This is a genomic window from Sporosarcina koreensis, from assembly GCF_001531445.1.
Taxonomy (GTDB): domain Bacteria; phylum Bacillota; class Bacilli; order Bacillales_A; family Planococcaceae; genus Sporosarcina; species Sporosarcina koreensis_C.
Genome location: NZ_LQYA01000123.1, coordinates 109,038 through 117,443, shown reverse-complemented (window position 1 = coordinate 117,443; position 8,406 = coordinate 109,038). Strand labels below are relative to the sequence as shown.

Below are 8,406 nucleotides of genomic sequence, written 5' to 3'. Positions count from 1 at the left end.
GAATTACACCAGCTCCACCGTCTTCCATAGGGAAGAACGGGTCACGGACTGACAAGCATTGCGCTTGATCACCGCCGGTAAGGAATTTCACCTTGCCCCGAAGCGTCGATTTGATTTGACCGATTCAAATTTAACATACTTCGGAAACGGTTGCCAAATTGCTGACTTTGACACAGTTCCGCTACAATTCATTATTTGACTGATTCGGTTCTTGGTTAAAGAGAAAAATATGAGTAACAGCTTAAATTATTTAGTGAGTTCCTATAGGAATTAGGTCGAAATCCTCCAAAGAAAAATGAACAAAAAGATGCAGGTGGAATTTTTGAATTTTGCAATGAAAAATACAAGCATGTTACAAGTATGAAATTAATCCTAATAGCTGAAATTACAAGTTAGGTAACCTATAATGATATATAAAGAAAAAGCGTTAAACGAGGATGAGAGCTGAATGGGTATCTTCGTGCTAGGGAAGAGGGATGTTGCAAATGACGGGTTCTATCCATCAACGGAAAGCAGAGCATATTGAAATCACACTCAACGAAAAAGTGACGGGAAACCATATTACGACTGGACTGGAAAGGGTTCACTTCATTCATAACGCTTTACCTGAAATTGACTTTACTGAAATCTCCATTGAAAGCACATTTCTTGGACAAGCAAGACCAACCCCGTTCATGATCAGTTCCATGACTGGCGGAGCCGCATTCGCAGAAACGATCAATCGAAATTTGGCACTTGCCGCAGAAGAAAAAGGGTGGATTTTAGCATTAGGATCCATGCGGGCTTTAATTGAAAGTGAGGAACATAGAGCCTCGTTTCAAGTGAGAGAATACGCACCGTCCGTTCCGATCATTGCGAATCTAGGCGCAGTTCAACTGAATTACGGATTTGGTATTGATCAATGCCGGCAGATCATTGAAATGACACATGCAAATGCGTTGGTGCTTCACTTAAACAGTCTGCAGGAAGTCATTCAACCGAATGGAGATTTGAATTTCAAGGATTTATTAGCGAAAATCGAAGAACTGACTACAGTATTGGAAGTTCCAGTAGGCGTTAAGGAAGTCGGTTGGGGAATCGACGGACAGACAGCTAAAAAGCTGTGCGACGTTGGTGTGTCTTTTATCGATGTAGCCGGAGCTGGCGGAACCTCTTGGAGCCAAGTGGAGAAATACCGCTCAACCGACCCAATTAAACAGGCTGCAGCGGAAACGTTCAGCGTATGGGGCATTCCGACGGTCGATTGCGTCGCGTCTGTACGTGAAAAGATCAGCGAGCAATCAATAGTTGCAAGTGGCGGTATGTCGACTGGGCTGGATGCTGCCAAAACGATAGCTCTGGGTGCCAATATTGTCGGTTTCGGAAGGTCTATCCTGAAAGAAGCGACACAATCTCCTGAAGATGTCATAAGAGTCATGGAAACGAAAGAATTAGAGCTGCGAATGGCTATGTTCGGTGTCGGAGCATCTACGTTGGCTGAACTTCAAGCGACCGACAGGATACAATATGTAAAAAGATGAATGATTGAGTTGGCCACTTGCAAAGGCGAGTGGTCTTTCTTTGTTTGAAGTAACATTCAGTCAATTAATTGAAAACAAGAACGTAAGTTTGTATAATGGAAGTAGAAGGGGGGATTGTGACATATGCCTCGAAACCCGGGAATGACGGACGATAAGATCATTGAACTGTATAAAAGTGGTTTGCCTTATGAAAAACTTTGCACGATTATCGGGTTGTCGGATCGTGGAATTCGAAATGTGTTGAATAAACATGGAGTCGAATTGCATCCCATAGGACGCCGGCGCATTCATAAAGTGAATGAAGACTTCTTCAAAACATGGTCTCATGAGATGGCTTGGGTTTTGGGATTATTCATTACGGATGGTCATGTGAATAGCAAAGTCCACTCTGTATACTTATCACAAAATGATGAAGAGATATTGAGGAAAGTAGCTACGCTTATGGATGCGAATCCGACAATTGCACAAGGAACCGGCACGAGAACAACGCCAATGTTGATTATTAACTCAAAAACCATAAAGCAGGATCTTGAGCAGCTTGGCGTCACTCCGAATAAGTCATATACTGTATCTTTTCCTGACGTGCCAGATCAGTACATGCCTGCTTTTATAAGAGGCGTTATTGATGGGGATGGTTGGGTCCAAGATCGCGGATATGTTATGAATGTAACTACAGCAAGCAATTCGTTTGCAAATGGGCTTTTGGCTATATTTCAAAAATGGAATTTGCGATCAGAAATAACTACAGAACTTACACAGTCGGAGAAAACCATTTATCGAGTTTGGGTAAAAGGAAAACAAAATCTTCCTAAACTCGCCGATATCATTTACGATGGATCTGGTGAACTGTTTAACGAGAATAAAAAAATGCGGATGGTGCAGCATGCTTAAACTGCAGCAAATGATTTTAAAATTGGAGTGAATGAAATGTGGAAAGTAATCAGTGGTAAGTTGCAACAAACGTCGGATACAGATCGAGTAAAGTTTAGAACAAATATTAGCAAAGTGATTTTAAATGATTTGCAAAAGCTAGCCGATGAACATAATACCCATATAAATTATTTATTAGAAAGTGGCTTGCTGCAGGTATTGAACCAAGAAATAATTTCTTTCAATAAAGACTTAAGACCGAAAGATCGTGTTCAATATAAAACGACATACGACAAAGAATTATTAGAAGAAATAAAGAAGAAGGCGAAGGAGCACAATATTTTCATCAATGATCTTATTGAATATAGCGTGCAGTTCATAAACGTTGAGGAAAGTAAGAGCAGGAGCTATCGATATAGAATAGAGAAGTAAACAAAATACTTTTCATAAAACGCCCCCGTCATAATATATATTATAGGAAGATATATATCACGTTAAAGTATACTCATAACAGTGAGATGAAACCGATTTTTTAATTGTAAATAATAAACCTGCAGCAAATCATAAAATGATTTCCGCTGCAGGTTTTGTTTGGGTCTCTTCTAAAACAATATTCCTTCGTTTCATTTGAATAAAAAACAACAATGTCAATGTCAAGCTGATCACTCCGAAAATAATAACCATCATCTGTAATCCGACAATATCCAAAAATGCCCCAGCGCTCAACAACACTACTTGGAACATGATCCGCTCCAACATATTGCGAAATGAGAAAAATCGTCCATGGTACGCTTTCGGCATCTGTTTTTGGAATATGACCATTGCTGTCGGGAAAAAACAACCTAATGCAAAGCCTAATACAGCAAATGCACCGAGTGTCAAAACAATATTACTTGCAAAATAAAGCATGAATTCAGCAACTGCCACCATCGATGCAAAAAAGAACAAAATGACCGTCGTCTTCCATTTCCGTGTAATGAACTTAACCGCAAATGAACCAATCATGAAAGCAATGCCTTCGAATGTATAAATCAGCCCTTTAATCGATGAAGAGTCCTGGATCTCACTAATATTGATGACAATCAAATTGAATGAACCAAGAAACAATAAAGGAATCAACGTCATGATCAACGTCATACCGACAGCAGGATATGCTTTTAACACTGGAAAAACTTCCATAAAGCCTCCTTTTTCGCCATCCTTACGATTGGAGCGTGCATTCCCCTCCCCTTCATCAATCTTGAGCATCAATGTGAAGCCCAACAGACCGACATAGGCAATCATCGAAACCCAGTACAACGACGCCAACGACCAGTATACGAGCATCACTCCTGCGAGTGCTGTTCCGACAACGCGAGCTATCGTAGCAACGTTCATATGCAATCCGTTCATCGTCAACAGATCTTTATCCTTTACGACGAGAGGGATTGCTGACTGCAATGCCGGAAAATAGAAAGTTGCCGACAATTGGATGGAAATGATGAATGCAACCATCCACCAGACAGAGCCCGTTGCAATTGCGAGCAACATAAATACGACACTGACCAGTCTTCCGAAGCCTGCTACAATCAAGACCGTCTTTTTCCTCGACTGATCTATGATCCGTCCTGCTGTCGGTCCTGCAATAATACCTGCCAGCAAACCGATGGACAAAATCAGCGCCTTCACGAAATCCGATGGAATCTTTTCTTGTAAAAATTCCAGATTCCCGATAATTCCAGTCCATAATCCAAGTCCGGCAATCATTTCGCCAGAAAGAATAATCCAAACGTTACGGTTTTTCCACATAGCCATTCCCCATTATTCATGTTATGTTAATTATTTCGACTTTCGAATTATTATACGTCAGAATCGATTTGATGTCACGATAAACTTTCCAATCCCGCAACACGAGACCCACTTCAAAAAAGCATGTCAACAGGTTTACACACTGCCAACATGCTTTTTCAATTTATGCTTTCGTTTCAGCTTTCATTTCTTTATACATCGCAATCACTTTGCCATGTTTACTTTCGTCCACCAACGAACTTCCGTTGGAATATCGATCGACGAGCCGTAATGCTCCTGCCTCGACTGTCACTTTATTATCTTTGCTAGTCGATAAGATGACGGTGTCTCCTGGTTTGACGAATTGAGTGTCGACAATCCGATGTGGATTCGTTTTTAGCTCTTTTAACACAACTACTCCTCGCTGAGCCCTTGAGGCGACCTCCATCTCTTTCAATGTCATCCTCTTGACCGATCCACGTTGCGTGGCAATCAATATCGATTCTGTTTCGTCACGGACAACGAGCACGGAAGCTAGCTTGTCAGCTGTTTTTAAATGAATCCCTCGAACTCCCGCAGTACGAACACCGGTAACGGATAATTCAGTGAGCGAGAATCGCAATCCAAGCGCTTGTTCGGTGAAGAGGATTACATCTTCTTCGCCCGTTACAAGCTGCACATCGACCATCCTGTCCCCTTTCTTCAAGTTCATGGCCTTGAATGTCCGGGAATAGCGCTGGACTTGGAAATCGGATAGCCTCGACAACTTGACATTGCCGTTATCCGCAGAGGTGAGAACAGATGTTCCTTCGTCGAAGTTTTCGATACCGATCGCTGAGATGATTTCCTCGTTCGGTTCCAATGACACGATGCTTGATATATGCTGACCGAGATCACGCCAACGGATATCCGGCAATTCATGCACGGGCTGATACAGATAATTGCCGAGCGATGTGAATAAAAGCAAATGATGCTGTGTATTCATCACCGTCTCCAGCAGACTGTAATCGGATTCCTTCATCTCCTGGCCAGTGCCGTTTGATGCGCTATACGAACGGATGCTCGTCCTTTTCACATAGCCATCCTTCGTAACTGATACGACAACTTCTTCGCTTGGTACAAGAATATCAAGATCGACTTTGATGTTTTCAATTTTCTCCTCGATGACAGATCTTCTTTGCTCAGAGAACTGTTTACGGATCTCCAATAATTCCTTCTTGATGACTGCTGAAAGCTTTTTATCGCTCTTCAAAATAGCGTCTAGCTGATCGATCAGCTTCCTGAGCTCTGCATCCTCTTTTTTCAGCTCGGTAATGTCGGTATTCGTCAATCTATATAGCTGGAGGGATACAATCGCTTCCGCTTGGACTTCCGTAAAACCGAATTTCGAGATGATGTTATTTTTCGCATCGCGCTTGTCTTTCGATGCCCTTATTGCTTTTATTACTTCGTCGAGAATCGATAAAGCTTTCATCAGACCTTCAACGATATGCAGGCGATCTTTCGCTTTCTGGATATCGTATTTGGATCTTCTCGTAACGACGTCTTTTTGGTGGTTGATGTAGGCATCCAATAACATCGGAAGCGACATGAGCGTCGGTCTTCGATTGGAGATTGCAACCATATTGAAGTTATACGTCACTTGGAGGTCGGTATTTTTCAACAAGTATTGCAAAATGGCATTGCCATCCATATCCTTCTTCAGTTCTACTACAATTCGAAGCCCAGTACGGTCGGATTCATCACGTACATCCGCAATGCCATCAAGCTTTCGGTCCAAACGGAGTTCATCCATCTTCTTCACCAAATTCGCCTTATTGACGTCATAAGGAATTTCGGTGATGACAATTTGCGATTTGCCTGCTTTCAACGGTTCGATTTCCGATTTTGCGCGAATGATAAAGCGGCCTCTTCCCGTTTCGTAGGCCGTCTTGATCCCATCTGTCCCTTGAATGATTGCGCCGGTCGGAAAATCAGGGCCTTTCAAAACTGTCATCAATTGGTCCACTGACACGTCAGGCTCATCCATTCTCATCAATACTGCATCGATCACTTCGTGTAAAGCGTGCGGTGGAATATCCGTTGCATATCCCGCGGATATCCCCGTTGACCCGTTGACGAGCAAGTTCGGGAAACGAGAAGGCAATACGGTCGGTTCCGGCTCCGTATCATCGAAGTTTGGAATGAATTCTACGGTGTCTTTGCCGATGTCACGAAGCATTTCTGAAGCGATTGCTGAAAGCCGCGCTTCTGTATACCGCATGGCAGCTGCCGGATCTCCGTCAACAGATCCGTTGTTTCCATGCATTTCTATCATAAGATGGCGGAGCTTCCATTCCTGGCTCATCCGCACCATTGCATCATATACGGAAGAATCTCCGTGTGGGTGGTAGTTACCGATGACGTTCCCCACTGTTTTCGCAGCTTTTCTGAATGCTTTATCATGTGTGTTCCCTTCATGGAACATCGCGTATAGAATCCTTCTTTGAACAGGCTTCAATCCGTCCCTTGCGTCCGGCAGCGCTCTGTCCTGAATGATATATTTACTATAACGTCCAAAGCGGTCACCAATTACTTCTTCTAAAGGCAAGTCCTGGAATCGCTCAGTTGAAGTCATTCAAAATCCCCCTCAACATGCAAAAATTCATTTTCCAAAATATTATGCTCCTCAGTCCCGAAGTCGACGTTCGACTCGATCCATTTCCTACGAGGCTCAACTTTGTCTCCCATAAGCGTAGTAACACGTCGCTCGGACTGTGCACCATCCTCGATTGTCACACGGATCAATGTACGGGTTTCTGGATTCATCGTAGTGTCCCATAATTGATCGGCATTCATTTCACCAAGTCCTTTATAGCGCTGGAGCATATAGCCTCGACCGATTTTTTTGATCGCCTCGTCAAGATCGGCTTCCGTCCACGCATACTCGACCTGTTCTTTTTTGCCTGTCCCTTTGGAGACTTTATAAAGTGGTGGAAGTGCGATGAACACCTTCCCCGCTTCGATCAACGGCTTCATATATCGATAGAAAAACGTCAGCAGAAGTACTTGGATATGGGCCCCGTCAGTATCAGCGTCAGTCATGATGACTACTTTGTCATAAGCGATGTCATCGATTTGGAAGTCAGAGCCGACTCCTCCGCCGATTGCATGGATGATCGTATTGATCTCTTCATTTTTCATAATATCTTCTAACTTGGCTTTTTCGGTATTGATCACTTTACCGCGCAGTGGAAGAATCGCCTGGAATGTCCTGTCCCTGCCTTGCTTGGCTGAACCGCCGGCGGAATCCCCTTCGACTAGGTAAAGTTCGTTTTTCGCAGCATTTCTCGATTGCGCGGGCGTCAGTTTTCCCGTAAGCAGCGTATCCGAACGACGGCGTTTTTTTCCTGAACGTGCGTCTTCACGCGCCTTGCGTGCAGCCTCTCTCGCCTGTTGGGCACGGATCGCCTTGCGTATCAGGTTTCCGCTCAGCTCCGCATTCTCCTCCAAAAAGTAGAGGAGGTGCTGGGAGATGATCGCATCGGTCGCTGTTCTTGCTTCACTCGTCCCCAATTTCCCTTTCGTCTGTCCTTCGAATTGGAGGATTTCTTCAGGGATGCGGACCGATATGATTGCGGAAATTCCCTCACGAATGTCGGAGCCATCGAGGTTTTTATCTTTCTCCTTCAATATGCCCGTTTTCCTCGCATATTCATTGAAGACGCGTGTCATTGCAGTTTTAGCACCGGTTTCATGCGTACCGCCATCCTTTGTCCGTACATTATTGACGAAAGATAAAATTGTTTCGGAATAGCCATCGCTGAATTGAAATGCGAATTCCACCTCAATCCCTTCCGCCACCCCTTCTAAATACGCGACATCATGGAGGACATCTTTCTCTTCGTTCAAATAGGAGATGAATGCTTCGATGCCCGTTTCATAATGGAAAATATCATGCTTTTCCGTTCCCTCTTCCTTCAGTTCGATTTTCAAACCTTTCAATAGGAATGCGGACTCCCGTAAACGTTCCGACAATAATTCATATTGATATTTGATCGTAGAGAAAATCTTTGGATCGGGCTTGAAATGGATCAGCGTCCCTTTTTCGCGTGACGTTCCGATTTCTTCTAATGTAGTAACCGGTTTGCCGCCATTTTCGAAACGTTGCCTAAATTTCTTTCCATCACGAAAAATCGTCACTTCCAGCCATTCGGAAAGGGCATTGACGACTGATGCGCCGACGCCATGTAGGCCGCCACTCGTCTTG

6 protein-coding genes are annotated in these 8,406 nt (G+C 43.6%); 3 read left to right on the top strand and 3 right to left on the bottom strand.

The window, feature by feature from the left end; genetic code table 11:
* Positions 1-485: 485 nt before the first annotated feature.
* The 3 genes from fni to AWV70_RS14175 all read left to right on the top strand — a co-directional run bounded on the left by fni (position 486) and on the right by AWV70_RS14175 (position 2,822).
* Positions 486-1,520, top strand: a complete 1,035-nt coding sequence (fni, locus tag AWV70_RS14185; RefSeq protein WP_060208416.1) for a type 2 isopentenyl-diphosphate Delta-isomerase — start codon at positions 486-488, stop codon at positions 1,518-1,520.
* A 123-nt stretch (positions 1,521-1,643) separates the two neighbouring features.
* The gene (locus tag AWV70_RS14180; protein ID WP_060208413.1) at positions 1,644-2,411 is read left to right on the top strand and encodes an LAGLIDADG family homing endonuclease; all 768 of its coding nucleotides are present in this window, start codon (positions 1,644-1,646) and stop codon (positions 2,409-2,411) included.
* A gap of 36 nt (positions 2,412-2,447) precedes the next feature.
* A complete protein-coding gene (locus AWV70_RS14175; protein ID WP_060208410.1) occupies positions 2,448-2,822 on the top strand; it encodes a hypothetical protein in 375 nt (124 codons plus the stop codon).
* 129 nt (positions 2,823-2,951) lie between these two features.
* Here AWV70_RS14175 and AWV70_RS14170 read toward each other — a convergent pair whose 3' ends face one another.
* The 3 genes from AWV70_RS14170 to AWV70_RS14160 form a co-directional block, all read right to left on the bottom strand.
* Complete coding sequence (locus tag AWV70_RS14170; RefSeq protein ID WP_060208408.1) at positions 2,952-4,178, bottom strand: MFS transporter; 1,227 nt, start codon at positions 4,176-4,178, stop codon at positions 2,952-2,954.
* Positions 4,179-4,341: 163 nt separating this feature from the next.
* The gene (gene parC / locus AWV70_RS14165; protein ID WP_060208404.1) at positions 4,342-6,774 is read right to left on the bottom strand and encodes a DNA topoisomerase IV subunit A; all 2,433 of its coding nucleotides are present in this window, start codon (positions 6,772-6,774) and stop codon (positions 4,342-4,344) included.
* Positions 6,771-8,406: DNA gyrase/topoisomerase IV subunit B (locus AWV70_RS14160; protein ID WP_235588676.1), on the bottom strand; the 1,636-nt coding region annotated here is incomplete at its 5' end. The genes parC and AWV70_RS14160, both read right to left, overlap by 4 nt.

Excerpts from the sequence above, each read along its gene's own strand:
- fni (WP_060208416.1), top strand. The coding sequence starts at position 486 with ATGACGGGTTCTATCCATCAACGGAAAGCAGAGCATATTGAAATCACA.
- AWV70_RS14180 (WP_060208413.1), top strand. The coding sequence starts at position 1,644 with ATGCCTCGAAACCCGGGAATGACGGACGATAAGATCATTGAACTGTAT.
- AWV70_RS14175 (WP_060208410.1), top strand. The coding sequence starts at position 2,448 with ATGTGGAAAGTAATCAGTGGTAAGTTGCAACAAACGTCGGATACAGAT.
- AWV70_RS14170 (WP_060208408.1), bottom strand. The coding sequence starts at position 4,178 with ATGTGGAAAAACCGTAACGTTTGGATTATTCTTTCTGGCGAAATGATT.
- parC (WP_060208404.1), bottom strand. The coding sequence starts at position 6,774 with ATGACTTCAACTGAGCGATTCCAGGACTTGCCTTTAGAAGAAGTAATT.